Genomic DNA, 25,607 nt, shown 5'->3' with positions numbered 1-25,607 from the left:
CGTTTCATGACAACCGCCACGCAACGGGCAACCGTCACCTACCGCCAGGCCCTCCGGGACACGCTGCGCTCGGAGATGCTGCGGGACGAGAACATCTTCCTGATGGGCGAGGAGATCGGGCTCTTCGAGGGCTCCTACAAGATCACCGAGGGGCTGCTGAAGGAGTTCGGGCCGCGCCGCGTCCGCGACACCCCGATCGCCGAGGAGGGCTTCGTCGGCGCCGCGATCGGCGCCGCGATGCTCGGCCTCCGCCCGGTCGTGGAGATAATGACGATCAACTTCTCGCTGCTCGCGCTGGACCAGATCGTCAACCACGCCGCGAAGATCTATGGGATGTTCGGCGGGCAGGCCAGCGTGCCGATGGTGATCCGCACGCCGGGCGGCGGCGGGCAGCAGCTGGGCGCCACCCACTCGCAGAACGTCGAGCTGTTCTACTCCTTCATCCCCGGCCTGAAGGTCGTGGCGCCGAGCACGCCCGCCGAGGCGTCGGCGATGCTGAAGGCCGCGATCCGCGACGACGACCCGGTGCTGTTCCTGGAGAACCTCGCCCTCTACAACACCAAGGGCGAGCTGCCGGCCGAGATCGACGCGATCGAGCCCGCCGAGATCGGGCGCGCGGCGGTCACCCGTCCGGGCACCGACATCACGATCATCGGCTACTCCCGGATGGCGCGCGTCGCCGCCGAGGTCGCCGAGACCCTCGCCGCCGACGGCATCTCCGCCGAGGTCGTCGACCTGCGCAGCCTGCGTCCGCTCGACCGGCAGACGGTCGTGGACTCGGTCCGCAAGACGGGCTGCGCCGTCGTCGCCGAGGACGACTGGCTGACCTACGGCATCGGCGCCGAGATCGCCGCGACCATCCAGGAGGGCGCCTTCGACTGGCTGGACGCCCCCGTCCGCCGGGTCGCGATGGCCGAGGTGCCCCTCCCCTACGCCAAGTCCCTGGAGACGGCGGCGCTGCCGTCCGCCGAATCCCTGCTCGCCGCCGTCCGCGACACGCTCCGGGCGACCGGCCGTCTCGCCCTGGAGAACGCCCGATGACCGAGATCCTCATGCCCCGGCTCTCCGACACGATGGAGGAGGGCGTGATCAGCTCCTGGCAGAAGCAGCCGGGGGACGAGGTCGCGGTGGGCGACGTCATCGTCGACATCGAGACCGACAAGGCGGTCATGGAGTACGAGGCCTACGAGGCCGGCGTGCTGGAGAAGATCCTGGTCGGCGAGGGCGAGTCCGCCGCGATCGGCGCGCCGATCGCGGTGATCGCCCCGAAGGGCGCGGCACCGGCCCCGGCCGCTTCGGCCCCGGCGGCGCCCGCTGAGGCCCCGGCCGAGGAGCCTGCTTCTGCTGAGGAGCCCGCTCCGGTCGCGGCTGCGGCTCCGGCCGTCGCGGCTCCGGCTCCGGTTTCCGCCGGACGGAACGGAGCGTCGCGTCCGCCGTCGTCCCCGCTGGCGCGGCGGCTGGCGCGCGACCACGGCCTCGACCTGGCCGCGCTGACCGGCACCGGCCCTGGTGGACGCGTCGTTCGCGCCGACATCGAGGCCGCGATCCGCAACGGCGCCCCGGCTTCGGCTCCCGCCCCGGCTTCGGCTCCGGCACCCGCCGCCGCGCCCGTCCAGGCGCGGGTGGACGACCCCGACGTCGAGGCCGTCCCGCTGAACCGGTTCCGGAAGGTGGCGGCGCGGCGGCTCACCGAGAGCAAGCGCGAGGCGCCGCACTTCTACCTGAACCGGGAGGTGGACGCCGAGGCGCTGCTGGCCTTCCGCGCGACGCTGAACGAGGCGCTCGCCCCCGCCAAGGTCAGTGTGAACGACCTGGTCGTGAAGGCGGTCGCGACCGCGCTGCGCGAGCACCCGGCGGTGAACGTCTCCTACACCGAGGAGAACCTGCTCTTCCACAAGCGGGTGCACGTCGGCGTCGCGGTCGCGGTGGAGGACGGGCTGCTCGTCCCCGTCGTCCGGGACGCCGACCGCAAGAGCGTCTCGCAGATCGGACGGGAGACGCGCGAGCTGGCGGGCAAGGCGCGGGACGGCAAGCTGTCCGCGCAGGAGATGAGCGGCGGCACGTTCAGCGTCAGCAACCTCGGCATGTTCGGGGTGAGCTCGTTCTCGGCGGTGATCAACCCGCCGGAGGCGGCGATCCTCGCGGTCGGCGCCGTCCGGGACGAGCCGGTCGTCCGCGACGGGCAGGTCGTGCCCGGCAAGCGCATGGCCGTGACGCTCTCGGTCGACCACCGCGCCTGCGACGGCGCGACCGGCGCCAAGTTCCTGGCGCGGCTGGCCGAGCTGCTGGAGAACCCCGTCCTCATCGTCGCCTGACGCCGCGACCGAAGGGCCAGGTGGTCGGCGTCCCCGCCGACCACCTGGCCCTCACTCATTCCGCGTGGACGAGTTCGGTGACGTAGAACTCCTTAATGTCGGCCATCACGAGATACTCGATGAACATGTGGATCTCCTCGATGAGGAGGTTGTAGGCGACGCCGGCGTCGTCGAGGGGCTTGCCCGCGGGGGCCTGCCCGGAGTCGACGGCCATGCCGCTCGCGGAGGCGAAGTCACAGAAGAACCTCACGAAGAAGTCCGCCCGCTCGGGCATCGTCAGCATGACCTCGCACACCGTTTCGGAGCAGAAGACGGTCCAGCCGGACTTGCCGAGGTTCACTCCGCGCCGTCGCGGCCCCGGCACCGGGCCCGGATCTCGTCCAACGAGATCTTCCTGCCCTCCCTCATCTGCTGGAGCGCCCTGGCGCGCCGCTCCTCCCGGTCAGGGAGCTGGTCGAAGTGCGCCTCCGCCCACCAGCCGTCCATGACCTGCTTGAAGTCGGCCTCCTCCTTGGCGGCCATGACCTCCTCCAGGAACTTGGCCCGCTTCTCCTTGCTCAGCCAGTCGCTGATCCCCCGGATGGTGCGGGGAACGCGCTGGACCTGCCCCGGCAGCATGGGCTGTTCCGCTGGCTGTGCGCTCATCTGACTCCTGTCGTCGGGTTCGGTCCCCTGCTCGCCCGTACGAAGGAAACCCTAGTGGGAGCCTCTGTCAGTACGGACGGTTATCGATGAACACGTGCCGTGATCGCCTCGCGTGGGGTGAGAGGGCGGATGAGGGTCGTGTAGGTGTACCCAGTATCGGCGCGGACCTGGTATTCGGGGCGGACGGTGTTGGGCGTGTCGCCGACCCCCGTGACGGCGTGGTCGACGTGGAGGGTGTTCCAGCCCGGGTTGCGGACGCGGGCGAAGGGGTAGAGCGCGCGGTCGAGGTCGTCGTAGGAGGTCACGCCCGCCTCGACGTCGCCGCCGACGAGGAGCCCGGCGCGGCCGTCGGTCAGCAGGGCCCAGCGGACGTCGCCGTGGTCGCCGTGGTCCTGGGGCCGGTAGTACGGGACGTACTGCTCCTCGACCGTGGACGACCAGACGCCCATGCGCGTGCCGTCCTCGCGGTCGGGGTAGTTCTCGACCGGGCCCCGCCCGTACCAGGCGAACGTGTCGAAGCGGGCCGGGGCCTTGAGCGTGTAGCCGACGCGTCCGAGATAGGGCAGGGCGCGGACCTCGCCTCGCGGGACGACCCGGTGGGTCAGCTCGATCTGGCCGGAGCCGTCGACGGCGTAGGTCGCGGTCTGGTCGAACCAGGCGCCGGGACGGTCCGGGGCGGCCGACCTCGACGTGATGGAGACGACGACCTGTCTCCCGGGCGTGACGGTCGTCGAGGACGGCGTCGTGACGAGGCGGTCGAGGCCCGCCCGCCGCCAATCCTCGCCCTCGGCGCGTCCCCAGGTGTAGGTCTCGTTGCTGATCGGCGGGCGCCACACGTCGAGTTCTGGGCCGGTGCGCAGCAGTTCGGTTCCCCGGGCGCGCATTGAGGTGAGCGTGCCCTTGCGCTTGTCGAAGACGTATCGGAAGCCTTTCCCGGAGACCACGACCTGTTCGGCGTTCTCGCTGACCTCGGGTTCTCCCCCGGCGGCCTTCCGCAGGCCGGGAATGGCGGCACCCCCGGCTGAGAACTGCCCGAATCCGACCACGTGCCCGGCCGGTGCGTACCAGGTGCGGTGTTCGAGCACCGCCTCCACGGTCAGCCACCGTTCCGCATTGGACGGGTTATCGGGCGGCTCCGGAATCGGCGGACGCACCGCCCCGCCCGGCGGCAGGTCCAACGCCATCGCCCCTGCCTTGAGCGTCCGACCGCCCTCGGTGTACTTCCAGCGGAGTTCCAGGTCGGATGTGCCGGCGAAGACCCGCTCGCTCGAAACGGAAACGGCGTCCCCTTGCCTCGTGACCCGGATCGGTGACTGCACCCAGGAGAGCTGCGCCGTCTCCGGTTGGACGTAGCGGTCGGAGCCGACGAGGCCGTCCACCCCCGAAAGGCTCTGCCCGTTGGACAGGAACGTGCCCTCGGTGTCGAACCGGTCGAAGTCGAGCGCGAGAATCGCGTCCCGCTTCGGATCGGCGCCCGCGCCGAGTTCGGCGGGCGCCAGCGCGCGGCCGTAGACGCGGACGTCGTCGATCGTGCCGTGCGCCATGCGCCCCTTGTAGTTGTCCTGCATGGTCTCGGAATTGCGGGCGACGTTGAGGTCGGCGGACGAACGGTCGATGGCGCCGGAGAACGGGACGGACGCGGCCTGGTGTCCGTCCACGTAGAGGCGCAGGGCGGTGCCGTCGTAGGTGCCGGTCACGCGGTGCCACGCGTCGTACCAGTTCGGCGGGACGGGGGCGCGCACCGTCCGCCAGGTGCCGCTGTGGACGAAGAATTCCAGCGTCCGCTCGTTCGACATCTTCAGCGCGTAGGAATGGTCGCCCTTGGCGACGATGGTGAAGTCGCCCGTCCACGGGCGGACGGGTTTCACCCACGCGTCCAGTGTGAGCGCCGTGCCGGTCAGGTCGAGGCGCCGGTCCCGGTAGACCTCGACGAAATCGTCGAGGCCGGAGAAGTAAAGGGCTTTTCCGCGATGGCCGTCCACGGTCTTCGGCAGCCCTTGGAGCCAGCTCAGAATCCGGTTGCCCGAGCCGTCGGGAGTGGTGATGAGGGGCTGCCGCTGGTTCGCCTCGGCCCAGTCCCAGATGAACCCGCCCTGCGTCTGCGGATGCCGCCTGATGACGTCCCAGAACTCGCGGAAGTTCCCGAGGCTGTTCCCCATCGCGTGCGCGTATTCACCAAGGATGATGGGTTTCTGAGTGTCCGCCGCCTGTTTCTCCAACCGGGCCGGAGTCGGGTAACGCGGCCCCCACACCTGCGCGTAGGGGGCGTCGCCGTTCGGGCTGTTGGACTGGTGATACAGCGGACGGGACGGATCGACCTGCTTCGCCCATTCCGCCATCGCGTAGTGCGCGGCACCGAGCCCGGCCTCGTTTCCCGTGTCCCACAGCAGCACGCTCGGATGGTTCCTGTCGCGCGCCACCATCGCCTGGAACCGGTCGAGGAAAGCCGCCCGCCATTCGGGGCGGTCGGCGAGGCAGTCCCGCCCGGCCGGTTTGGAGCAGTCCTGCCAGTTGTGGGTCTCGGCGTCGACCTCGTCGTCGATCCACAGCCCGCGCCGGTCGGCGAGGTCGTACAGGTAGGGGTCGGACGGGTAGTGCGCCGTGCGGACGGCGTTGACGTTCAGCCGCTTCATCAGCGCGACGTCGGTCTCCATGCGGTCCGGGGTCTGGTGCCGTCCGGTCCGGGCGTCGGTCTCGGGCCGGTTCACGCCCTTGACCAGGACGCGCCTTCCGTTGACGAGCACCTGCCGGTCCCGGACCTCGATCTCGCGGAACCCGACCGTCTCGCGGGTGGTGTGGACGACGCGTCCCCGCTCGTCGGCGAGTTCGAGCAGCAGCGTGTACAGGTTCGGGGTCTCGTCGGTCCACTTCGCCGGGTCGGCCACCGGCGCGCGCAGCCGCAGGGACGTGGTCTCGCCGCGCACGGTCGCCGAGCCGGAGAAGCGCTGGACGACGCGTCCGTCCGGGTCGGCCAGCGTGGCGCGGACGGTGTGCTCCCCCTGCGGGCCCTGCCTGCTGCCGAGCGTGATGTCGGCGGTGAGCGTCGCGTTCCGGTAGGCCGCGTCCAGGTCGGTGTGGACCGCGACGTCCCCCACATACGTCTTCGGGGTGGAGTACGCCCAGACGTCGCGAAATATTCCGCTGAACCGCCACTGGTCGTAGTCCTCCAGGTAGGACCCGGAACTCCATCGGTGCACCTGGAGGGCGACCCGGTTCGCGCCCGCGTGCACGAGGCCGCTGACGTCGAACTCGGCGGGCGTGTACCCGCCCTGGTCGTAGCCCGCGTACCGGCCGTTGACCCAGACGAGGTAGGCGCTGGTGACGCCCTCGAAGCGCAGCAGCGTCCGGCGGTCCTCCCAACTGGCGGGCAGGTCGAGCGTCCGGACGTAGGCGCCGGTCGGGTTGATGTCGCGCGGCGTCCTCGGCGGGTCGTCCGGGACGACCTCGGTCGGGATGTTGCGGAACACCGGATGGTCGAGGCGGTCGCTCTGCCACGTGTGCGGCACGCGCACCTCGCGCCACCCTGACGTGTCGTACCCGTCGCGGTAGAAGCCGGCGGGCACCTCGGCGGGACGGTCGGCGAGCGCGAAACGCCAGGTGCCGTTCAGCGACCGCGTCCAGCGGCGGGCCTCCCCGGCGCGGGCCTCGCGGGCGCCGTCATAGGGGCGGAGCACGGCGTGCGGCGGCTCCTGCCCCTCCCCCGTCATCCCGGGATCGTCGAGGTAGGTGTAGACGTCGGGCGGCGGCGCGAGCGGCCCCGGCCCGGCGGCGAGGCTGGACGGCGACGCCGTGACCAGCGCGAACAGGGCCGGCAGGGCGGCGGCGAGCAACCGGTGCACGGTCCGATCATGGCGTGGCCGGCGGCGGGAGCGGCGGAACACGTGCATCGGCGCGGCGCCTTCCCGGGAGGGTCTGCGGAGCGGCCTTCAGAGACTGCCCGGGACGTTAGGCGCCGCCCGCGGCCCGGTCAACGCGTCCCACCGGGGTCTGGCGGTTCATGCCGACCGCGACGGCCGCGCTCGGCGAACCTCGCCGGAGCGGCGCCCCTCGCCCGCGTCCGTCCTCGGGTCGAGGCGGAACAGGTCCTCGTCGATGCGGTCGAGCGCGAGCCGCAGCGCGCCGAGCCCCACCGACTCGTCGCCGAGTTCGGACGCCTCGATCCGGACGGGGCTGAGGCACAGCGGCCTGACCTGCCGGCGCAGCTCGGCGATCAGCAGGTCACCGGCCCGGATCAGCGGCCCGCCGACCACGATGACCTCGGGGTCCAGGGCGAGCGCCATCGCCGCGATGCCGCGGGCCATCCGCCCGGCGAGCCGCTCCACGACGGCCTGCGCCTCGGCGCCGCCCCACCCGGCGACGGCGAGGACGCGTTCGGCGTCGTCCAGCGCGGGGCCCGCGGCGGCGATCCCGGCGAGGGCGGCGAGCGCGGCCTCGGGACCCACGTCCGAGCCGGTGATGAGGCCCGCCGTCGTGTCGCGCAGCCCCAGCTCGGGCAGCATCCCGATCTCCCCGGCGGCGCCGTAGCGGCCCCGGTGCAGCCGTCCGCCGATGAGCGCGCCGATGCCGGTGTGCAGGCCCGCGTGGACGCAGATCACGTCGTCGGCGGCGCGGGCGGCGCCGCGCCACCGCTCGGCCAGCGCGGCGAGGTTGGCGTCGTTGTCGACCATGACGGGGCAGCTGAACGAGCGGGCCAGCTCGCGGGCGAGGTTGACGCCCTTCCAGCCCGGGACGACGGTGCAGAACACGATGGTGCCGTCCGGCGAGACGACGCCCGGCGTCCCGGCGGCGACCGCGCGCAGCTCGTGCCGCGCGACGCCCGTGGACGCCAGGCACGCCTTGACGGCGGCGCGCACGGCGGCGATCCGTTCGGCGGGCGGTCCGGCGACGTCCAGGCGGGCGCGGTGCCCGCCGACGACCTCGCCGGCCAGGTCGGCGACCATGAGCCGCACCCGGCGCGCGTCGATCTCGATGCCGAGCGCGTACCCGGCCTCGGCGCGGAACCGGTAGCGGCGGGCGGGACGGCCGAGGCCGGTGCCCTGGCGGGGCGCGGCCTCGGCGACCAGGCCGCGGTCGGCGAGCGCGGCGATGACGCCCTCGGTGGTCGGCCGGGACAGCCCGACCTGGTTGGCGAGCTCGGTCAGCGTCGACTCGCCGCCCTCGCGCAGCGCCCGCAGGATCGCGGCGGAGTTGAGGCGGCGGAGCACCGACGGGTCGCCCCCGTGCAGGGAGTGTTCGGACACGGCACCTCTTGACAGAGATCGGTGGACGGACGACATTATTGCCAAAATACTTATGAAATGTGTTTTCTTAAGTCCGGACGAACACCGGTTCCAGGGTATCCACCCAGGTCAGGAGGCACACAAGGTGAAGATGACGGGACCGGCGATCGCCGTGGCCGGGGCTGGACTGCGGGGCACGGCCTACGCCCGGCGCATCGCCCGCGCGGGCCGGGGACGCGTCGTCGCGGTCGCCGAGGCCGATCCCGCCCGGCGCGCCCGGTTCGCCGCCGAGCACGGCGTCCCGCCCGAGCTGGCGTTCCCCGGCTGGCGCGAGATGGCCGCCGCCGGGAGGATCGCCGACGGTGTGATCATCGCGACCCAGGACGCCGAGCACGCCGAGCCCGCGATCGCCTTCGCGGGCCTCGGCTGCCACATCCTGCTGGAGAAGCCGATGGCGACCACCGAGGACGACGCGCGCCGCGTCGTCGAGGCCGCCGAGCGCGCCGGGGTCATGCTCGCGGTGTGCCACGTCCTGCGGTACACGCCCTACACCCGCGCGCTGCGGGAGCTGATCGGCGCCGGACGGATCGGCACGCCGGTCAGCGTCCAGCACCTGGAACCGGTCGGCTGGTGGCATCACGCCCACTCCTACGTCCGCGGGCACTGGCGTCGCGAGGACGAGTCCGGGCCGATGCTGATGACGAAGTCCTGCCACGATATCGACTGGCTCGTCCACGTGATGGGCGAGGCCCCCGCGCGGGTCGGCTCGTTCGGGCGGCTGTCGCACTTCCGGCCCGAGAACCGCCCCGAGGGCGCGACCGCGCGCTGCCTCGACTGCCCGGTCGAGGCGTCCTGCCCGTACTCGGCGAAGCGGCTCTACCTGTCGTGCCTGGGCGACCCGAAGATGGAGGTGTGGCCGCTCGGCGCGGTCACCCACGACCGCACCGAGGACGGCGTGCTCCGGGCGCTGCGCGAGGGCCCCTACGGCCGCTGCGTCTACGGCTGCGACAACGACGTCGTGGACCACCAGGTCGTGAACATAGAGTTCCCGTCCGGCGCGACCGGCGTGTTCACGATGACCGCGTTCGCCGCCGCCGCGCCGCGCCAGACCCGGATCTTCGGGACGCTCGGCAGCGTCGAGGGCGACGGGACGCGGCTCGCCGTCCGCGACTTCCGCACCGGCGGGCTGGAGGTCATCGAGACCGAGACCGGAACCGACCCACCGCCCGACGGCCGCCACGACGAGGCCGACGAGGCGCTGGCCGACGCGTTCGTCGAGGCGATCGCCACCGGCGACCCGTCCGCGCTGCACTCGGGCGGGCGGGAGAGCCTCGCCTCGCACCGCGTCGTCTGGGCCGCCGAACGCGCCCGGCGGAGCGGAACGGTCGTCGAGCTGAGCCTCGATAAGTCACCCACCGATCCCCCGGCGAAAGGCACGGTCCTCCCATGACGACCAGATCCCTGCGGGCCGGCGCGGCGACGCTCGCCCTGGCCCTCGGCGCGCTCGGCCTCGCCGCGTGCGGCTCCGGCGACGACGGCGGCGAGGCGGCGGGCCCGTCCGGCAACGACGCCCGGGGCCCGATCACGATCGCGCTCGGCAAGGACCTCACCCGGACGGTGCCGAAGCTCGTCGAGCGCTGGAACGGGGCGCACCCGAACGAGAAGGCGCGGCTGGTCGAGCTGCCCGAGGACGGCGACCAGGCGCGGCAGCAGCTCGTCCAGAACATGCGGATCAAGTCCGACGCCTACGACGTGGTGCGGCTGGACGCGGTGTGGACGGCGGAGTTCGCCGCCCGCCGCTGGATCCGGGAGCTGCCGAAGGACCTCGCCGACGCCCGCACGCTCGTCCCGGCCGCGCTCGGGACCGGCATGTACCGGGGACGGCTGTACGCCGAGCCGTGGCTGACCGGGACCGGCGTCCTGTACTACCGCAAGGACCTGCTGGCCAAGGCGGGCGTGCAGGCGCCGCCGGCGACCTGGGCCGAGATGCGCGAGGACTGCGCGAAGGTGAAGCGGCTGCCCGAGGGCAAGGGCGTGGACTGCTACGCGGGCCAGTACGCCAAGTACGAGGGGCTCACCGTCAACTACGCGGAGGCGGTGCAGTCGGCGGGCGGGCAGGTGTTCGACGCCGCGGGCAAGCCCCAGGTGAACACGCCGCAGGCCCGGGCCGGGCTCCGGTTCCTCGTGGACGGCTTCCACAACGGCACGATCCCCGGCAAGGGCGTGACGTTCAAGGAGGAGGAAGGACGGCGCGCCTTCCAGGAGGGTTCGCTCCTGTTCCACCGCAACTGGGCCTATGTGTATGCGCTCGCGTCCGAGAAGGACGGCTCCAAGGTGGCCGGACGGTTCGACGTCGCGCCCATCCCCGGCGAGCGCGGCCCCGGCTCGGGCGTGCTCGGCGGCAACAACCTGGCGGTGTCGGCGTTCTCCAAGCACCAGGCGAGCGCGCGCGACTTCATCGCCTACATCGTCTCGCCGTCCGTCCAGGGCGAGTACGGGCGGGCGCAGTCGTTCCCGCTGTCGCTCGCCGCGCTCTACGACGACCCCGGAATGATCAAGAAGTACCCGTACCTGCCGGCGCTGCGCAAGGGCATGGACAGCGCCCGGCCGCGTCCGGTCGTCGTCCGCTACAACGAGGTCAGCGTCGCGATCCAGGAGCAGGTCACGGCCGCGGTGACCGGCGGGAAGACCGTCGAGCGCGCCGCCGACGACCTCCAGAAGGCCCTCACCGCCCTCGCCGACTGACCCCGCCACGCCGCACCCCGCCACACCGCACCCCGCGCCGCCCCGCGTCCGCCGATCACCACTTGGAGCACCCCAATGAGATCCCCCCTGCCCGCGCGCCGCACGTTCCTGGCGGCGACCGGCGCCGGAGCCGCCGCGTTCGCGCTCGGCACCGGCCGCGCCGGCGCCGCGCAGACCGCCGGCCCGAGGGTCCCGGCCGACCCGTTCACGCTGGGCGTCGCGTCCGGCGACCCGCTGCCGGACGGCGTCGTCCTGTGGACGCGGCTCGCCCCCCGCCCGCTCGACCCGGACGGCCACGGCGGCATGCCGCGCAGCGCCTTCACCGTCGACTACGAGGTCGCCGAGGACGAGCGGTTCACCCGCGTCGTCCAGCGGGGGCAGGCGGTCGCGTCGCCGGAGCTCGGCCACTCGGTGCACGCCGAGGTGAACGGGCTGAGCCCGGGCCGGGAGTACTTCTACCGGTTCCGCGCCGGGACGGAGCTGAGCCCGGTGGGCCGCACGCGCACCGCGCCCGACCCGCAGTCCAGCCCGTCCGAGCTGCGGTTCGTCGCGGCGTCGTGCGCGGCCTGGTACCACGGCCACTTCACCGCGTTCCAGCACATCGCCAAGGAGGACGCCGACCTCGTCCTGTTCCTCGGCGACTACATCTACGAGTACGGCATCACCGAGAAGAACATGTGGCGGCAGGGCGTCGCGCTGCCCGGCGCCGAGCACGCCGTCGAGGCCACGACGCTGGAGCAGTACCGGCTGCGATACTCCCTGTTCAAGACCGACGCGAACCTCCAGGCCGCGCACGCCGCCGCGCCGTGGGTGTTCACGACCGACGACCACGACGTGCAGAACAACTACGCCAACGACTGGTCGGAGACGGGCATCGCGCCGGGCGACTTCCTGCGCCGCCGCGCCGTCGCCTACCGCGCGCTGTACGAGAACCTGCCGCTGCGCGCCGCGTCCCTTCCGGACGGCCCCGCCATCGACCTCTACCAGCGGCGGCAGTGGGGGCGGCTCGCGCAGCTGGACGTCCTCGACAACCGGCAGTACCGCGACAAGTACCCGGCCGGGCAGGTCGTGGACGACTCGCCGGAGCGCCACGACCCGCGCCGCTCGATCCTCGGCGACCGCCAGGAGCAGTGGCTCTACGACGGGCTGCGCACCTCCGACGCGACCTGGAACCTGCACGTCACCGGCGTCGTCATGGCGCAGGTCGACCGGACGCCGGGCGCGGGCGCCTCGTACAGCAACGACATGTGGGACGGCTTCCCCGCCAACCGCGACCGGGTGTTCTCCGCGTGGAAGCGGTACGGCGTCGCCAACCCGGTCGTGCTGTCGGGCGACATCCACCGGCACGCCGCCGCCGAGCTGAAGGCCACCTGGTCGAACCCCTCCTCGGCGACCGTCGGCACCGAGCTCGTGTGCGGCTCCGTCGCCTCGGACGGGGACGGCGCCGACACCGACGGCAGCGCCGAGGTCTGGCTGTCGAACCCGCACGTCAAGCTCTACAACGCGCGGCGCGGCTACGTGCGCTGCCGCATGACGCCGACGGCGCTGACGTCGGAGTTCATGACCGTGCCGTACGTCACCAGGCCCGGCGCCCCGGTGGCGACCGCGGCGCGTTTCGTCACCGAGGCCGGACGCCCCGGTCTGAACCGGGAGGTCTGAACCATGTCGAATCCAGCCATGTCGCGGCGCGCCGCGCTCGGCACCGCCGCGGCGGCCGTCCCCGCGGTGATCCTCGCCGGCCCCGGCAGGGCGTCGGCGGCCGAGGATCCGCTCCCGCCGGAGCGGATCCGCGCCGCCGCCGAGGTGGGCCGTATCCGGCTGACCTGGGAGGGCGAGGCGTACCACCCGCTCGTCGACCACTACGCCGTCTACGCCTCGCGGTCCCGGGACTTCACCGTCGGCCCCGACACGCTGCTCACCAAGACCGTCTACGCCTCGTTCCTGCACGACCGGCAGGGCGGCCACCGGCAGGACTGGTTCTACCGCATCGTGACGGTGGACGCGTCGGGCGCGCGGAGCGAACCGTCCGCCCTGGTCGAGGCGCACAGCGCGGAGTCGGTCGCGCTGTCGGCCCAGCCGATCGCCAGGGTCGGCAAGTACGACCACAAGAGCCTCGGGTTCGCGCTCGCCCCCGACGGATACGCCCAGTACAAGGACCGGTTCCCGAACGGCGTCGACTACACCTACGGCACGAGCAAGCCCGAGACCGACTGGTCCTACATCCAGCCGGGCCCGGCGGACAAATGGGCGGGCAGCCGGGAGAGCACCACCACGTTCCGGTTCAACCTGGACACCGTGCCCGCCGAGACGTGGCTGTCGTTCTGGCTGATCGACACGCACGCCACCCTCCCGGGCACGCTGCTGATCTCGGCCAACGGCACCGCGGTCCCCGAGGTGAAGCTGGAGAACGGCGCGACGCGCGGGTCGCTCGAAGGCGACGCCACGGTGCCGGGGACGCTGCTCAAGCCGTCCTATGTCGAGCTGCAACTCCCCCGCGCCGCGATGCGCAGGGGCAAGAACGCGGTGACGATCAGGAAGAAGACCGGTTCCTGGCACGTCTACGACGCCCTCGGCATCTTCGCCCGCTAGCCGCCCGTCGGCGCGCGGGATCGCGCCGGTCAGCCGTCCTCGTAGGGCTGGCCGGCGCCGAGCGGGAACAGGGGGGTCTTGCCGTCGCCCGCGTTGATCGGCTCCTGCGCGGCGGAGCGGGGCCAGGAGACGGGCAGGCGTCCTGATGGCGCGGTGTCGCCGAACAGGACGTCGGCGACACCGGCGCCCTCGGTGCCCGGGAGCCAGGACGCGACGAACCCGTCCCAGTGCCGCAGTTCGGACGTGACGTCCAGCGGCCGTCCCGAGACCAGCACCACCACGACCGGGATGTCGGCGGCGCGGAGCCTGTCGATGGTCTTCAGGTCCGTGCCGCTGAGCCGCAGGTCGTCGGTGCGGTCGCCCTTGTACTCGGCGTACGGGCGCTCGCCGACGACGGCGATCGCCACGTCGTAGGAGCGGTCGACGCCGGCGCCGTCCTCGGCGTAGGTGACGGTCCGCCCCTTTCCTGCCACCTGCCGGATGCCTTCCAGGATCGTGGTGCCGGGCGTGGTCGCGCCCGGCGCGCCCTGCCAGGTGATCGTCCAGCCGCCGGACTGGCGGCCGATGTCGTCCGCGCTCCGGCCCGCCACGAAGATCTTCTCGTCGTCCCGGTCGAGCGGCAGCACGTCGTCGTCGTTCTTCAGCACCACCTGCGACGCGGCGACCGCGCGGCGGGCGAGGGCGCGGTGCGCGGCGCCGCCGACCGTGGCCAGGTAGCGGCGGTCGGCCAGCGGGCGCTCGAACAGCCCAAGCCGGAACTTCTGCGCGAGGATCCGCCGGTTCGCGTCGTCGATCCGCGACATCGGCACCTCGCCGCCCTGCACGGCGGCGCGCAGGTCGTCGATGAACTCGCGCCACCGCTGCGCCACCATCACCATGTCGATCCCGGCGTTGACCGCGGCGGCGACCTCCGCGCGGGTGAACCCGGGTTCGCCGTCGATCTGGTCGATGCCGTTGTAGTCCGACACGACGAACCCGGTGAACCCCAGCTCGCGCTTGAGGACCTCGGTGATCAGGTAGCGGTTCCGGTGCAGCTTCACGCCGTTCCAGGAGCTGTAGGACGCCATCACCGACCCCACGCCCCGCCGCACGGCCTCCCGGAACGGCGGCAGGTGGACGGCGCGCAGCTCCGCCTCCGGCACGCGCATGTCGCCCTGGTCGTCGCCGCCGTCGGTGCCGCCGTCCCCCACGAAGTGCTTCGCCGTCGCGAGGACGGACGTCGGGCCGTCGCCCAGGCTGCGCCCCTGAAGCCCCTCGATCACCGTCGTCATGGCGGACGGCAGCCCGGGGACCTCGCCGAACGACTCGTACGTCCGCCCCCACCGGTCGTCGCGGACGACGCACACGCACGGCGCGAAGTTCCAGTCCGCGCCGGTCCCGGTCATCTCCTCGGCGGTCGCGGCGCCGATCCGCCGCACCAGTTCCGGGTCGCGGGTCGCGCCGAGCCCGATGTTGTGCGGGAAGATCGTCGCGCCGACGACGTTGTTGTGGCCGTGCACCGCGTCCACCCCGTACATCATCGGGACGCGCAGCGGCGTGCCGAGGGCCGCCCGCTGGTACCCGTCGTACATGTCCGCCCAGGAGCGCGCGTTGTTGGGGCTGGGCGCCGACCCGCCGCTCGACAGCACCGACCCGATCCGGAACCGGGCGACATCGGCCGGCTCGATGGACCGCCGCTCGGGCTGGACCATCTGGCCGATCTTGTCGTCCAGGCTCATCCGGGCGAGCAGGTCCTCGACCCGCTCCCGGACGGGATGCCCGTGGTCGAGATAGACCACGGGCGCGGCGCTCGCTTCGAGGGGCGCGCCGGCCAGGGTCAGCGCGAGAGCGACCGGCATGCCGAACGCCAGGAACCGGCGGCGTGCGACGCTGGCGGCGGAGAAGTCCATGGCGCGAACGTTTCCGGAATCGGCTCATCGCAAGGTAAGCGCGCGGACAATATCTGGCGTGGACGATAGCCGGATCTGGCGCGCGCGATATCCACCGCCGCAATCCGACAGAACACGATAACCAAACCAGGTCACGACAAAAGGGCGTCCGCCCGGGATCGAACCGGAACCTTCAGGATCACAACCTGACGTGCAGGCCACCACACCACGGACGCCGCGTCTCCGGCAGGATTCGAACCTGCGCCCTCCGGGTCCGCGACCCGGCGCGCTTTCCGCTGCGCCACGGAGACATGCTCGCGGAGGGTGCGAGATTCGAACTCGCGCAGGGTCGCCCCTGACCACGGCTTAGCAAGCCGATGCCTTTCCGCTCGGCCAACCCTCCGGAGAAAAACGAGACCGCCCGGACGGACATCGGTCCGCGGGCGGTCGTCATCGAAACGCGGGAATCACGTCCGACGGCGGCCCCCGAGACCGAAGCGGCTTCGACTGTGCACTCGATGGCGACGCATCGGCCCGCTCCTTCCACCCTCGTCCGTTCCCTTTCGAGACCAACTCTGACAGCGCGGGCCGCCACCCGGCAACTCCTTTTCCGCGCCCCTATTCCAAGGCGCCGTGAAGCGCGCGGAGCGCCCGGTAGACGCGGACCTTCACCACCTCCACCGGCACCCCCAGCAACGCCGCCGCCTGGTTGACCGAGCGGTCCCGGAAGACCGTCTCGGTGAGGATCTCGCGGTGCGCGGGCGGCAGCGCCCGGAACGCCCGCAGGACCGCGGCGCGCGACGCGACCGAACCGATGTCCTTGCCCATTCGCAGTGCCACCCAACGAACGTCGCACCCCCCGCCACCCGAGGCGTCCCCCTTATGCCCCCGTTAAGGAAGCGTTGAGGAACGGGTCCGATTCCGTCCGCCGCAGCCGCTCTGACACCCACTCACCTGCGCGAGCACAGCAAGGGAGGCCCACGACCCGTCCCTCGCGGCCGAGCAGGAGCGATCCACCTGGCCGCCCTCCACCCCACCCGTTGCCAAGATCAGCACACTTTACCTTACTTTTACCTTTCGTCAATTCGGCTCCACCCGAACACAACTTTGACCTTGACTATCTGTCAACGTCAGTAACTGAAAAGACTCTTTACTGGCACCGGATTGTGCTCCATGATCATTGGCGTACCTCCCGCCGACCACCACCCGCACCACCGCGAAACAGGAGACCGGTAAGAATGCCCCCCATCATCGCTGACACGCCGGGCCGAGCCGGCCCGTGGGGTACGTCCATCCGGTGATCATCGATCCTGAGTCGTTAACGACCCCCCAGTGTCTCGGGCTGGCCTGCGTGGCGTGCCATAAGCGGTTCCCACTGCCACGGGTGCCGGTCGGCACCCTGCCTGACGGCACCATCGTGCGGGCCTGCGAAGACTGCGCGTTCCTCATCCGGCCTCAGCACTGAAGCCGCGCCTTTCGACCACTGCCGAAAGGCGACCCGCACTCCCCCTGAAACCAGAGGTCGCCCATTTGACAACGCCCTGTCGTGACGGCGCCCGTCCCGATCCGGTTCACGGAAAGGAGAGACTACGGCCGGACGGCAGACCGTCATTGGGGTGTTCTCCCGAGATCGGGTCGCCGAACGCGGGCACCCCCAAGCCCGGGCCGTCCCACCGCAGCGGCGCCGCCTACAACAGCCTGCTGCACGCCGCCGACGCCCCGACCGGGATGATCTCGCCCGGCTGGCGGTCCCGGCTGGGCCAGGACGTGCGGCTGCACAAAGACGACGACGGCAATCGCACCAACCAGACCGTCGAGGGCACCATCACCCAGTCGCTGGCCTTCAATCCGGGGAATCAGATCACCTCATCGGGGTACGGCTACGACGCCGCAGGCAACCAGACCTCCTCCCCGACCGTGACCCAGATGACCCACAACGGCGACACCAACCTCCTCGGCTACACCGGCGCCCTGACCGCCCCGCCACCAACAACCTCTACCTCTCCCATCGCCACTACGCCCCCGGCCAAGGGAGCTTCACCCAGCAAGACACCTTTCCTCGACTCACCGACCCGATTCACGGCAATCTCTACGCCTACGCCAGCGACAACCCCGTCAACTACACCGACCCCACGGGCCGGTTCTCCCTCGGCAAAGCCCTCGGGGCAGCATCCGCTTGTATCAGCGGCGCTTTCACCGCCGCCACGGCTGCCGCCCCCTACACCCCTCTCGGAGCTGCGGCTGGAGGCGTCGGCGAAGGTGTTGTACTGCTGGGCGCGGCGGGGTTTGGACGCGGAATCGGCGTCACCGGATCGTTGACCGTGGGAGTTAACCCTCTGGGTTGACGTCTGCACCCTCGATGAAAGGATGAGACTATGGCCCTACTGCGCCCAAAGCGCGAGGTCCCCGACTCCGCACTGATGCCCACGTACCAGTATTCGATCTTCATGGCCGGGTTTTTTCTGGGCGCCGTAGGGCTCACCGCCTACTTGGTGGCATCCGCCACAGGGACGGCTCACGACGGAAACATCATCGTCTATATGGTCGTAGGAATCGCCGCCCTCTGCGGATACTGGCTGTCCTATCTTGGCTTGAAAATGACCAGGTATGCGCGAGCGCGGCACAGGAGTCATTCCAATCGGTGAACACAGACTCTTGAATAGGCCATCGCCCACGGCCGCCTTAGAAACGTCGCCGATACAGTCAAAGTGGAGCCACTCCTCCTGGCATCCGGCCGTGGAGAACTCGCTGAGGCTGCCCTCCCCGCCGCTGGATGTGCTGCCGAGGTTGCCCAGTAGCACTCAGCTTGACAAGAATGCCCTCAACTTCCCCCAAGGCGGAAATGTCCCCGGAGAAGGCTCAGAAGCCATCCGTTCGACCTCTCACCAACCTGTCGATTTGGTTCATTTCCGCCGGAGTGGCCTTGATTGTTGCCGCGGCATCCATATGGCTCGGATTCGCCGACGGCGATTGGGGAATCGCTACCGGCTGCCTGATCATCGGCTCAGCGGCGGCCGCTCTGGGGCTCTTCTTCCTGCGGGGCGCACGATCTCTCCGCAAACAGGGGGCTCGCGATGGCCGAGTTTCGTCTGAGTGAAGACCAGCGAACGGACACGGAGTTGGCACGGTCGGCGGCAGACCTGGGGAGCAGGAGGTGCGGCGCTGCCCTCGTCCCATCCGCCGAGCGAATGCCACCGCTCGCAGGGGTCATACCGGCACCGCGTCGATCTGGATACCGAGGAAGATATGTATCGCTTCCATAAACTGCGGATTATCTTGGTGTGCACATGCTGGGCCGCCTTCATGATCTATAAACCGATATATTCACAGCAAAGCACGAAGGCGATAGTTTCTTGGATGATCGGCGCCACTCTTCTGGCCGCGCTTTTGGTCTGGCTGACGGAGAGAAACCAACGTTTCAGAGACAGAGAGAAGTGATCTCGTGTCGAGGTCAGTGGTCGGCACCGGGGATGGCGCGGTAGAGGGTGCCTTCACCGGTGAGTTTCGGGGTGGACGCGTTCGCGGGGACGAAGGCTGCTTCGCCTGGGCGTAGGGACAGCGCGCCGTCCTGGCCGATGATGCGGGCTTTGCCCTTCACGCAAAGGAGCGCCTGCGGAATGCCCGTGGGGAGTTCGTGCGTCGCGCCGTCCAGGTCGTGGCGGACGAGGGCGAACTCGCGGACGGGCGGGCTGTACCGAAATTCGCCGCCCGGCCCGGCGTCCGGCGCCACCCGGTGGGGCGTCGTGGGCGCGAAGTCGACGACGCGCAGCAGCTCGGGAACGTCCACGTGCTTTCCGGTGAGGCCGCACCGCAGGATGTTGTCGGAGTTCGCCATGACCTCGACGGCGAGGCCGCCGAGATAGCAGTGCGGGACGCCCGCGTCCAGGAAGACGGCCTGGCCGGGCCGCAACGTGAAATGGTTCAGCAGCAGCGCCGCGAGAATTCCCGGGTCGCCCGGGTGCGCGCGCGCGATGCCGGCGTGGACGGGCCCGAGAGAGCGTTCCACGCTGGCGACCGGGACCCTCCCGTCCAGCATCTCCGAAAGCACGGTGGGCAGCGCCTTCTCCGCCGGTTCCGCGCGGAGCATCCGGGCCCACGGGAGCAGTTCGGCCACGCCGAGGCCTTCGAGCAGGTCGGCGGTCGCCGACGGCTCGCGGAACCCGCACAGGCCGTGGAAGTCGGTGATCGCGCAGATCATCTCGGGCTTGTGGTAAGGGTCCTTGTAGCTTCGGGCCCGGTCGTCGACCGGGATGCCGCGCGCCTCCTCCGCGGCGAACCCCGCCTCGGCCTGCGCGAGCGTCGGGTGGACCTGGAGCGACAGCGGCCGCTCGACCGCGAGGATCTTGAGCAGGTAGGGCAGCGTCGCCCCGAACCGCTCCGCCGCGGGCGCGCCGAGCATGCCGTCCGGGTCGGCGGCGATGAGCTCGCCGAGCGGGGTCCCGTCGGCGGACGAGGGCGCCGCCGGGTGCGCGCCGACCCACAGCTCCGCCTGCGGCCGCCCGGTCGGCGCGGTGCCGAGCAGTTCCGGCAGCGCGGTCACCGACCCCCAGTCGTAGGGGCGGATCGACGTCGTGAGGGCCATCGGCGCGGTGGTCGGCACGGTCGTCTGCACGGTAGCGCTCCTGCGGTCGGGGCTCACGGAGAGGGGCACGGCACCGCCCTCACGGTCGGGCCTCCCGGATCGATCAAGAAAGTCAGCGTATGAGGTGACGCCGGTCCCCCGGGGACCGGCACCGTCAGCCGAGGATAGGAGATCCGGGCCCCGGACGAGGCACGCCGGGGCGGGCGGCGATGAGTTTCCGCGGATACGGCGGTCCACCTGTCCATGACCACGAACCTGCCGGTGGAACCGGCCGTCGAGGAGCGCCCCGCCGTCCCCTACGCCGCGGTGCGGCGGAACGTCACAGCCGCCACGGTCGCGGAGATCGCCGACCGCGTCCCCGTGATCCTGGAGTGGCTGGCGGCCCGCGGCGTCGCACCGGCGGGCGCGCCCTTCATCCGATACGAGGTCGTCGACATGCCGGGCACCCTCGTCGTCGAGGCCGGGGCGCCCGTGGCGGCGCCCGTCGAGGGTGAGGGCGAGGTCTACCCGGCCGCGCTGCCCGCGGGCCGCTACGTCACCTACACCCATGTCGGGCATCCCGCTCGGCTGGTGGAGGTCACCGCCGCCGTCCTCGCGTGGGGGACGTCCCAGGGCCACACCTGGGACAGGGCACCCGCCGAGGGGGGCGAGCGGTGGGCGTGCCGCCTGGAGGTCCTCAAGACCCACCCGGCGGAGGTGCCCGACCCGAACGACTGGGTCACCGACCTCGTCCTGAAGGTCGCGGACGCCTGACCCGCCGCCGGATCGCCGGGCCCCCGGGGGGATCGCACGCGAAATGGGGGCGGTCCGCCGGTCGGGGCCCTACGATGGCCCGGTGGGCAAGCACACCAAGCCGCCGACGCGCTCCTGTCCCGGCTGCGACGGCACCGGCACCAGCACCGCGACGGGCGTCCGGTGCAACGTCTGCCGCGGGGCGGGGCGCATATGAGGTTCCCCCCCGACGGCTGCTCCTACGAGGTCCGCTACACGCTGGGCCGCCGCGGCACGGGCCTGGAGAGCTTCGCGGACGAGTACGCGCTCGGCCGCTGGTTCGGCGCGATGGCGGCCGAGGGCATGTTCGTCCCCGAGGACTTCGCCGTCCCGGACGAGGACGGCCGCAACGGCTACCAGATCTTCTGCGTCACCGGCACGGCCCGCGTCGGCATCAGCTACTTCCACCCGCGCCTCGTCCGGGGCCGGATCGAGGGCTCCCGGCAGCCGATCTGACCCCGGCGGCGGGCCCGCGTCCGGCATAATGCGCTAATGGTGTGGACAGCTCCTGAGATCGACCGTGTCCTGCAACCGCTGAGCGAGCCGACCGCGGACGAGCGCGCGCTCACCGAGGCGTGGCTCGACCTGCAACGCGAGACGCTGCTCTGGAAATGCGGCGGGCTGACCGAGGAGCAGCTCCGGCTGCGGTGCGTCGAGCCGTCGAACCTGTGCCTGCTCGGCCTCGTCCGGCACATGGCCGAGGTCGAACGCGACTGGTTCCGGACGAGGTTCGCCGGCGAGACGCCCGGCTACCTGTACTGCACCGACGAGAACATGAGCGCCGAGTTCGACCTCGACGGCGCCGACGCCGAACGCGACCTCGCCACCTACCGGCGGGAGATCGAACTGTGCCGCCGGGCGACGTCCGGCCGCGCGCTGGACGAGGTCTACCTCGACCCCCGGCGCGGCGTCGAGATGAGCCTCCGGTGGGTCTACCAGGCGATGCTCGTCGAGTACGCGCGCCACAACGGCCACGCCGACCTGCTCCGCGAACGCATCGACGGCGCCACCGGCCACTGACCCCGGCATGGCGGAGAGCCCGGAGCTGCTCAGGGGCCTGCAAGAGCGGGCCGCCCGCGCCGTCCCCGCGGAGCGGATCGAGGACGCCGGCGGGTGGTGGCTGCGCCATGCCCGCGGCGGCGCGTGGTGGGTGAGCTCGGCGCTGCCCCACGGCGGCACCGCGCCGGACGAGCTGGCGCGCGGGATCGCCCGGGCCGAGGCGTTCTACGCCGGTCACGGCGTCGCTGCCCGGTTCCAGATCACCCCTCCGGCGTGCGCGGACGCCCTCGACGCGATCCTGGCCGAGCGCGGTTACCGCAGGCACGACGCGATGTCGCTCCAGGCCGCGCCGACCGCGCACGTCCTCGCGCAGGCGTGGCCGGGCGCGCCGCGTGTCCGGCTGGACGACCGTCCGGGCGACGCCTGGTTCGAGGCCTGGGACGCGGTGCACGGCCACGGCGGCGACCCCCGCCACGAACGGGACATGCTCGCGCGCGTCCAGCGGCCGAGCGCCTACGCCAGCGCCCTCGTCGGGGACGAGGTCGTCGCGGTGGGGCGCGCGGTCGCCGACACGGGCTGGGCGGGGGTGTTCGGCATGGCCACGCTCCCCTTGGCGCGCGGGAAGGGCGCCGCCCGCGCCGTCCTCGCGGCACTGGCCGATTTCGCCCACAATCAAGGCGCGGATCGGATGTATTTGCAGGTGGAACGAGGCAACGCAGCGGCGCTCGGCCTGTACGGCCGCGCGGGGTTCGCTGAAATCTGCGGTTACCACTACCGCACGGCGGGCTGAATCCTCCGCGCCCGGGCGGTGAGGAGATCGTTTCGGGGGGCGCGGGCGGCCGGACGGTGGTTGAATTCACGGTCATGTGGCCCTCGTCACAACGATCACGCCCGTGGCGGCGGTGGTATCAGCCGGGGGTTCCCACCGAGATCGTGATCCCGGACGTCCCGCTGACGCGGCTGCTCGACGACGCCGCCGAGCGGTACCCGCGCAGGCCCGCGCTGATCTTCTACGGGCGGCGGATCGGGTACCGGGAGCTGCGCGACGCCGTGGACCGGTTCGCCGACGGCCTGCACCGGCTCGGCGTCCAGCCGGGCGACCGGGTCGCGCTGGTCATGCCGAACTGCCCGCAGCAGGTCATCGCGTTCTTCGGGGTGCTGCGGCGGGCGGCGGTCGCGGTGCCGCACGACCCGCGCCACACCGAGGAGGAGATGCTCCACCGGCTCGCGGACTGCGGGGCCCGCGTCGCGGTCGTGGTGGATCGTTCCTATCCGACCGTGCGGGCCGTCCGGAACCGGGCGCGGCTGGAGCAGGTGATCGTCACGTCCCCGGCCGACTACCTGCCGGTCGCCCGGCGGGCGGCGGCGCGGGCGCGGCGCGGACGGGCGGCGCGCGCGGCGGCCGTCCCGGACGAGCCCGGGGTGATCGCGTTCGGTGAGTTGCAGCGGCCCGCGCCGCGCGTCCGGCAGCTTCCGGTCGAGCCCGCGCGGGACCTGGCGGTGATCCAGTACACGGGCGGGGCGGAGGGGCGCCCCAAGGGCGCGATGCTGACGCACCGCAACCTCGTCGCGAACGCCTGCCAACAGCACGCCTGGGACCTCGGCGCGCGGCCCGGACGCGACGTCACGCTGGCCGTGCTGCCGCTGTTCCACTCCTTCGGCCTGATGAGCTGCCTGGTCGCGCCGGTGATGGCGGCGGGGGCGGTGGTGCTGCTGCCGCGCTTCCAGCCGGGCCAGGTGCTGGCGGCCCTCCGCAGGCACCGGCCGACGGTCTTCCCGGGCGTGCCGACGCTGTACGAGCGGGTGGTCGAGAGCCCCGGGTTCCGCCCGTCCGACCTGCGGTCGGCCCGGGTCCTCATCTCGGGCGCGGCGGGGCTGGAGCGGGCCACCGCCGAGCGGCTGGAGCGGCTGGGCGTGCGCGGGCTGATCCAGTGCTACGGCCTCACCGAGGCGTCCCCCGCCGTCGCCGCGAACCCGCTCGGCGGCGGCCGGGAGCACTCCGTGGGGGTGCCGCTGCCGAGTACGGACGCGGTCGTCGTCGACACCCGGCGGCCGACCCGGATCCTGCCGCCGGGCGAGGCGGGCGAACTGGTCGTGCGCGGCCCGCAGGTGTTCGCCGGGTACTGGAACGCGCCGCTGGCCACGGCGCGGGTCCTGTCGAAGGGCTGGCTGCGCACGGGTGATATCGCGGTGATGGACGAGGACGGTTTCCTCACCCTCCTGGAACGCCACCAGGACCTGATCAAGGTGGACGGGTTCAGCGTCGTCCCGTCCGAGGTGGAGGAGGTGCTGCGGCGGCATCCGGCGGTGCACGAGTGCGCCGTGGTCGGCGTCCCCGACGCGCGGCGCGGCGAACGGGTCGTCGCGTACGTCGTGGAGCACCCCGCCTACCTCTTCTCCTCAGACGAACTGCGCCGCCACTGCGAGCGCTACCTGTCGCGCTACAAGGTGCCCTGCGAATTCGTCCCCCGGGCGGATCTGCCCAGGAACGGCCGGGGCAAGGTCGTCCGGCGGCGGCTCCGCGACGGGGCGACCGATCCCGTCGCACGGCACAAATGACAGCCGGGGTGGTTGACTGTGCGCGTGCACACCGAGACCGCCCAGACCGGGCTCTTCGCCCGGCTCGCCGAGATCGGGCGCGACTCGGCCGGCGCCGGGGGCCCGTCCGCGGCGCCCGAGGTGCTGTACGACCGGCACGGTGTGCTCGTGGTGCGGGTCGGGGACGTGGTCGTGAAGGCACACCAGCCTGACCGCGAGTACGGAGTTCCCTTTCTCGGACGGATCCGCCTGGCCGAACGCCTGCCGCACCTCCTGGTGGGCCCGCTGGCCCCGCCTATGGACGTGGACGGGCGGACGGTCACCATCTCCCCCTACGGGGAGCCCGTGAACCCGCGGGAGGAACTCCCCTGGGAGGAGGGAGCCCGCCTCCTGGCGGCGCTCCACTCCGCGCCCGTCCCGGCGGACGCGCCGTCCTGGGGACGTCCCACCCGCGTGGCCCGCCTGGTGTCGCGGCTGGGCAGCGGCCCGGCCGGGGACGTGGTGCGCCGCGCGTTCGCCACGCTCCCCGCCTGGATCCGCGGCGAGGCCCCCGAGCCGCCCGGGCCCGGACACCTGATCCACGGTGACTGGCACCTCGGCCAGATGGTCCACCTTCCGGGCGGCGATGTCGGAAGCGCCCATGATGGAAATCGTCGGTGGCGGCTGATAGACATCGAGGATCTCGGGACGGGCGTCCCGGCGTGGGATCTGGCGCGGCCCGCCGCGCTGTTCTCGGCGGGCGTCCTGAGCCCCGAGGAGTGGGGGCGGTTCCTGGGGGCCTACACGCGGGCCGGGGGTCCGGCGGTGCCCGGCGACGGCGATCCGTGGGCGGCGCTGGACGTCCCCGCGCGAAGTCTCGCGATCCAGATCGCCGCCACCTGCGTCATATCCGCGGGGAGGGAAGATCGGCCGCTCGACGGGGCGGAGCAGGCGATGGTGGACGCCTGCGCGAGAATCACCGCGGCGGGCCCGCCCGCATGACGTGGCGGCGAACCTGCCCTACATTTAGCCTCTACCTGGGGATCCATACCGGAAGGACGGCAAGGCGATGCACTGCCCTAAGTGTCGTGGCGTGATGCGGACCTACACCCGCAGCGGCGTCCACATCGAGCAATGTGACAGCTGCCGGGGCATCTTTCTCGACTACGGCGAGCTCGAGGCCCTGAGCCAGATGGAGTCCCAGTACCGGGCGGCCCCTCCGGCCGCCGCGCCCGGCTGGGGAACCCCGGCGCCCGCGGTGCACCACCATCACCACGGTGGGCACCACCACCGCCCCCACCACGGGAGCGTCTTCCACATGCTGTTCTCGACCTGACGGTCGCGATGGCCGCGTGGC

Annotated in this window: 22 protein-coding genes and 3 tRNA genes; 15 read left to right on the top strand and 10 right to left on the bottom strand. The window is 71.9% G+C overall.

The features are described from left to right. Positions 1-6: 6 nt before the first annotated feature. Together K2F47_RS21450 and K2F47_RS21445 are read left to right on the top strand one after the other, a co-directional pair. Positions 7-1,041 carry an alpha-ketoacid dehydrogenase subunit beta gene (locus K2F47_RS21450; RefSeq protein WP_242906491.1) on the top strand — a complete coding sequence of 345 codons (1,035 nt, stop codon included), beginning with the start codon at positions 7-9 and terminating at the stop codon, positions 1,039-1,041. Further along, a complete protein-coding gene (locus K2F47_RS21445; RefSeq protein ID WP_242906489.1) occupies positions 1,038-2,315 on the top strand; it encodes a dihydrolipoamide acetyltransferase family protein in 1,278 nt (425 codons plus the stop codon). Before K2F47_RS21450 ends, K2F47_RS21445 begins: the two co-directional genes overlap by 4 nt. Positions 2,316-2,370: 55 nt before the next feature. Here the strand turns inward: K2F47_RS21445 and K2F47_RS21440 are convergent, their stop codons facing one another. From K2F47_RS21440 to K2F47_RS21425, 4 genes are all read right to left on the bottom strand, one after another. After that, positions 2,371-2,655: a hypothetical protein gene (locus K2F47_RS21440; RefSeq protein ID WP_242906487.1), complete on the bottom strand. Its 285-nt coding sequence runs from the start codon at positions 2,653-2,655 to the stop codon at positions 2,371-2,373. Next, positions 2,652-2,960, bottom strand: coding sequence for a hypothetical protein (locus tag K2F47_RS21435; protein ID WP_242906486.1), 309 nt, complete (start codon positions 2,958-2,960; stop codon positions 2,652-2,654). Before K2F47_RS21435 ends, K2F47_RS21440 begins: the two co-directional genes overlap by 4 nt. Before the next feature lie 80 nt (positions 2,961-3,040). After that, entirely contained in the window at positions 3,041-6,799 is a 3,759-nt protein-coding gene (locus K2F47_RS21430; RefSeq protein ID WP_242906484.1) for a glycoside hydrolase family 2 TIM barrel-domain containing protein, read from the bottom strand. A gap of 156 nt (positions 6,800-6,955) precedes the next feature. Continuing rightward, positions 6,956-8,200, bottom strand: coding sequence for an ROK family transcriptional regulator (locus K2F47_RS21425; protein WP_242906482.1), 1,245 nt, complete (start codon positions 8,198-8,200; stop codon positions 6,956-6,958). A 130-nt stretch (positions 8,201-8,330) separates the two neighbouring features. Here K2F47_RS21425 and K2F47_RS21420 point away from each other — a divergent pair, with 130 nt between their 5' ends. From K2F47_RS21420 to K2F47_RS21405, 4 genes are all read left to right on the top strand, one after another. Then, positions 8,331-9,629: a Gfo/Idh/MocA family protein gene (locus K2F47_RS21420; RefSeq protein WP_242906480.1), complete on the top strand. Its 1,299-nt coding sequence runs from the start codon at positions 8,331-8,333 to the stop codon at positions 9,627-9,629. After that, on the top strand, positions 9,626-10,924 hold the full coding sequence (locus K2F47_RS21415) for an ABC transporter substrate-binding protein (protein ID WP_242906478.1): 1,299 nt from the start codon (positions 9,626-9,628) through the stop codon (positions 10,922-10,924). Before K2F47_RS21420 ends, K2F47_RS21415 begins: the two co-directional genes overlap by 4 nt. 75 nt (positions 10,925-10,999) lie before the next feature. Continuing rightward, positions 11,000-12,583 (top strand): alkaline phosphatase D family protein, encoded by a 1,584-nt coding sequence (locus K2F47_RS21410; protein WP_242906476.1) that lies wholly within the window; start codon positions 11,000-11,002, stop codon positions 12,581-12,583. A gap of 3 nt (positions 12,584-12,586) precedes the next feature. Then, positions 12,587-13,513 carry a polysaccharide lyase family protein gene (locus tag K2F47_RS21405; protein ID WP_242906475.1) on the top strand — a complete coding sequence of 309 codons (927 nt, stop codon included), beginning with the start codon at positions 12,587-12,589 and terminating at the stop codon, positions 13,511-13,513. A 29-nt stretch (positions 13,514-13,542) separates the two neighbouring features. On the opposite strand, the gene K2F47_RS21400 is transcribed toward K2F47_RS21405, so the two are convergent. The 5 genes from K2F47_RS21400 to K2F47_RS21380 all read right to left on the bottom strand — a co-directional run bounded on the left by K2F47_RS21400 (position 13,543) and on the right by K2F47_RS21380 (position 16,221). Continuing rightward, positions 13,543-15,402, bottom strand: coding sequence for a glycoside hydrolase family 3 protein (locus K2F47_RS21400; protein ID WP_242906473.1), 1,860 nt, complete (start codon positions 15,400-15,402; stop codon positions 13,543-13,545). Positions 15,403-15,545: 143 nt separating this feature from the next. After that, positions 15,546-15,617 (bottom strand) — tRNA-His (locus K2F47_RS21395). Positions 15,618-15,619: 2 nt separating this feature from the next. Further along, positions 15,620-15,692 (bottom strand) — tRNA-Arg (locus tag K2F47_RS21390). Positions 15,693-15,699: 7 nt separating this feature from the next. Beyond that, positions 15,700-15,784: transfer RNA gene (locus K2F47_RS21385), tRNA-Ser, on the bottom strand. A 215-nt stretch (positions 15,785-15,999) separates the two neighbouring features. Further along, the gene (locus K2F47_RS21380; RefSeq protein WP_242906472.1) at positions 16,000-16,221 is read right to left on the bottom strand and encodes a sigma factor-like helix-turn-helix DNA-binding protein; all 222 of its coding nucleotides are present in this window, start codon (positions 16,219-16,221) and stop codon (positions 16,000-16,002) included. Positions 16,222-16,997: 776 nt separating this feature from the next. Here K2F47_RS21380 and K2F47_RS41745 point away from each other — a divergent pair. Together K2F47_RS41745 and K2F47_RS21370 are read left to right on the top strand one after the other, a co-directional pair. Further along, complete coding sequence (locus K2F47_RS41745; RefSeq protein WP_372490884.1) at positions 16,998-17,726, top strand: RHS repeat-associated core domain-containing protein; 729 nt, start codon at positions 16,998-17,000, stop codon at positions 17,724-17,726. 748 nt (positions 17,727-18,474) lie between these two features. Further along, complete coding sequence (locus K2F47_RS21370; protein ID WP_242906470.1) at positions 18,475-18,819, top strand: hypothetical protein; 345 nt, start codon at positions 18,475-18,477, stop codon at positions 18,817-18,819. Positions 18,820-18,832: 13 nt separating this feature from the next. Here K2F47_RS21370 and manA read toward each other — a convergent pair whose 3' ends face one another. Further along, a complete protein-coding gene (gene manA / locus K2F47_RS21365; protein WP_242906469.1) occupies positions 18,833-19,993 on the bottom strand; it encodes a mannose-6-phosphate isomerase, class I in 1,161 nt (386 codons plus the stop codon). Positions 19,994-20,206: 213 nt separating this feature from the next. Here manA and K2F47_RS21360 point away from each other — a divergent pair, with 213 nt between their 5' ends. The 7 genes from K2F47_RS21360 to K2F47_RS21330 all read left to right on the top strand — a co-directional run bounded on the left by K2F47_RS21360 (position 20,207) and on the right by K2F47_RS21330 (position 25,586). Next, entirely contained in the window at positions 20,207-20,716 is a 510-nt protein-coding gene (locus tag K2F47_RS21360) for a GyrI-like domain-containing protein (protein WP_242906468.1), read from the top strand. Between the two features lie 192 nt (positions 20,717-20,908). Then, positions 20,909-21,190 (top strand): hypothetical protein, encoded by a 282-nt coding sequence (locus tag K2F47_RS21355; protein WP_242906467.1) that lies wholly within the window; start codon positions 20,909-20,911, stop codon positions 21,188-21,190. 36 nt (positions 21,191-21,226) lie between these two features. Further along, entirely contained in the window at positions 21,227-21,754 is a 528-nt protein-coding gene (locus K2F47_RS21350; RefSeq protein ID WP_242906466.1) for a DinB family protein, read from the top strand. Between the two features lie 7 nt (positions 21,755-21,761). Next, entirely contained in the window at positions 21,762-22,523 is a 762-nt protein-coding gene (locus K2F47_RS21345) for a GNAT family N-acetyltransferase (protein WP_242906463.1), read from the top strand. A 143-nt stretch (positions 22,524-22,666) separates the two neighbouring features. After that, complete coding sequence (locus K2F47_RS21340; protein ID WP_242906462.1) at positions 22,667-24,292, top strand: long-chain-fatty-acid--CoA ligase; 1,626 nt, start codon at positions 22,667-22,669, stop codon at positions 24,290-24,292. Between the two features lie 24 nt (positions 24,293-24,316). Then, positions 24,317-25,252: a phosphotransferase family protein gene (locus tag K2F47_RS21335; protein WP_242906460.1), complete on the top strand. Its 936-nt coding sequence runs from the start codon at positions 24,317-24,319 to the stop codon at positions 25,250-25,252. 67 nt (positions 25,253-25,319) lie between these two features. After that, positions 25,320-25,586, top strand: coding sequence for a TFIIB-type zinc ribbon-containing protein (locus tag K2F47_RS21330; protein WP_156215077.1), 267 nt, complete (start codon positions 25,320-25,322; stop codon positions 25,584-25,586). Positions 25,587-25,607 lie beyond the last annotated feature (21 nt).

It is taken from the genome of Actinomadura terrae (assembly GCF_022751215.1).
GTDB lineage: Bacteria > Actinomycetota > Actinomycetes > Streptosporangiales > Streptosporangiaceae > Spirillospora > Spirillospora terrae.
Note: the sequence above shows the minus strand (reverse complement) of the source record. Positions and strands in the feature narration are given on the sequence as shown.

Bases quoted from the DNA above. Each gene is read 5' to 3' on its own strand.
- K2F47_RS21410 (WP_242906476.1), top strand. From the start codon at position 11,000: ATGAGATCCCCCCTGCCCGCGCGCCGCACGTTCCTGGCGGCGACCGGC.
- K2F47_RS21435 (WP_242906486.1), bottom strand. From the start codon at position 2,960: ATGAGCGCACAGCCAGCGGAACAGCCCATGCTGCCGGGGCAGGTCCAG.
- K2F47_RS21450 (WP_242906491.1), top strand. From the start codon at position 7: ATGACAACCGCCACGCAACGGGCAACCGTCACCTACCGCCAGGCCCTC.
- K2F47_RS21445 (WP_242906489.1), top strand. From the start codon at position 1,038: ATGACCGAGATCCTCATGCCCCGGCTCTCCGACACGATGGAGGAGGGC.
- K2F47_RS21350 (WP_242906466.1), top strand. From the start codon at position 21,227: ATGGTGTGGACAGCTCCTGAGATCGACCGTGTCCTGCAACCGCTGAGC.
- K2F47_RS21400 (WP_242906473.1), bottom strand. From the start codon at position 15,402: ATGGACTTCTCCGCCGCCAGCGTCGCACGCCGCCGGTTCCTGGCGTTC.
- K2F47_RS21360 (WP_242906468.1), top strand. From the start codon at position 20,207: ATGACCACGAACCTGCCGGTGGAACCGGCCGTCGAGGAGCGCCCCGCC.
- K2F47_RS21345 (WP_242906463.1), top strand. From the start codon at position 21,762: ATGGCGGAGAGCCCGGAGCTGCTCAGGGGCCTGCAAGAGCGGGCCGCC.
- K2F47_RS21405 (WP_242906475.1), top strand. From the start codon at position 12,587: ATGTCGAATCCAGCCATGTCGCGGCGCGCCGCGCTCGGCACCGCCGCG.
- K2F47_RS21415 (WP_242906478.1), top strand. From the start codon at position 9,626: ATGACGACCAGATCCCTGCGGGCCGGCGCGGCGACGCTCGCCCTGGCC.
- K2F47_RS21330 (WP_156215077.1), top strand. From the start codon at position 25,320: ATGCACTGCCCTAAGTGTCGTGGCGTGATGCGGACCTACACCCGCAGC.
- K2F47_RS21355 (WP_242906467.1), top strand. From the start codon at position 20,909: ATGAGGTTCCCCCCCGACGGCTGCTCCTACGAGGTCCGCTACACGCTG.
- K2F47_RS21420 (WP_242906480.1), top strand. From the start codon at position 8,331: ATGACGGGACCGGCGATCGCCGTGGCCGGGGCTGGACTGCGGGGCACG.